We start from the raw sequence: 1,044 nt of genomic DNA on the forward strand, positions 1-1,044 counted from the left end.
ACAGTGGCCATCTATTCTTTCAGAACAAAATAATTTATAAAATAGACTATATAACCACCCAAAAATATCTACCACCCCTATATAGTCTATTTATTTCATCTTTTTTTAAGACAATATTGATTTCAACTTTTAACTTGTTCTATTGTTTTTTTACAATTATGACAAATATTAACATTATGTTTTTTAAGATATTTACGAAATATTAATCAACCCAATAATATTAAATATAATATATAACTTGGTATTTTATAAACTTGTTCTAAACATTTTCCAACTGGTAATTTAATTGCTGGTATTTTAGGTATTTTTGTTGTTAATCAAGCAGTACCATGTAATATTGGATATGATATAACAATCCCAGCATATCCAAAAAAACCACCATCAGTTATATTGTGCTGACCAAACATAAACTCTTTAACTGGTTCTAATGTTGGTATTCAATTAAAATGTAAACTAGTAAAAAATAAACCATATAAACTTAAAAATGGTGTATGATATAAAATTGATAAAGCATTATATCGCATAATATATGCTTTTTTAATATGAAATGGATATTTATCATATTTTAAAAACTTACGATTTTTTCATGCTTTAAAACTTTGACTTGGATTTCTTTGTTCAAAACCTAATCTTTGTCAATAAGTACCATTTTCATTTTTAATAATAATATTTTCTTTATTTTCCATACTTATACCTCTTGTCGTAAAATACGAACACTATTAATTGGAATATTAGAACCCTTTGAACCATCCGTTAAGTAAATCCGACCACTAGCACTATATAAAGCAATACTATAAGGGTTTTTATCCATATCATCAATAAAACAAGTTGCTTGATGTTTAGATAAAGTTTTATTTTCTTTCTGTTCTGTAAAATAAGGTGGTTCAAGCCATAACATACCTTCAGCACCTTTACGATTAGTTGGTGATAATCAAACTTGATAACGATATTTTTCTGAAAATTCAGGAATATCAATAGAATTATCACTATCAGGTGTATAAGATATACTTACTTTTTCTCATTTTATTTTTTTATTTATTTCAA

General features: G+C 25.0%; 2 protein-coding genes. Both read right to left on the minus strand.

Annotated features, from left to right (window positions below; translation table 4 throughout):
* Positions 1-86 precede the first annotated feature (86 nt).
* Entirely contained in the window at positions 87-686 is a 600-nt protein-coding gene (locus tag C6B38_RS04875) for a hypothetical protein (RefSeq protein ID WP_105298861.1), read from the minus strand.
* Positions 687-688: 2 nt separating this feature from the next.
* Positions 689-1,044, minus strand: a 356-nt coding sequence (locus tag C6B38_RS10050; RefSeq protein ID WP_162475882.1) for a hypothetical protein, incomplete at its 5' end; no start/stop codon positions are given.

Origin of the sequence: Spiroplasma sp. ChiS (assembly GCF_002968355.1) — a bacterium.
GTDB classification, from domain to species: domain Bacteria; phylum Bacillota_I; class Bacilli_A; order Mycoplasmatales; family Mycoplasmataceae; genus Spiroplasma; species Spiroplasma citri.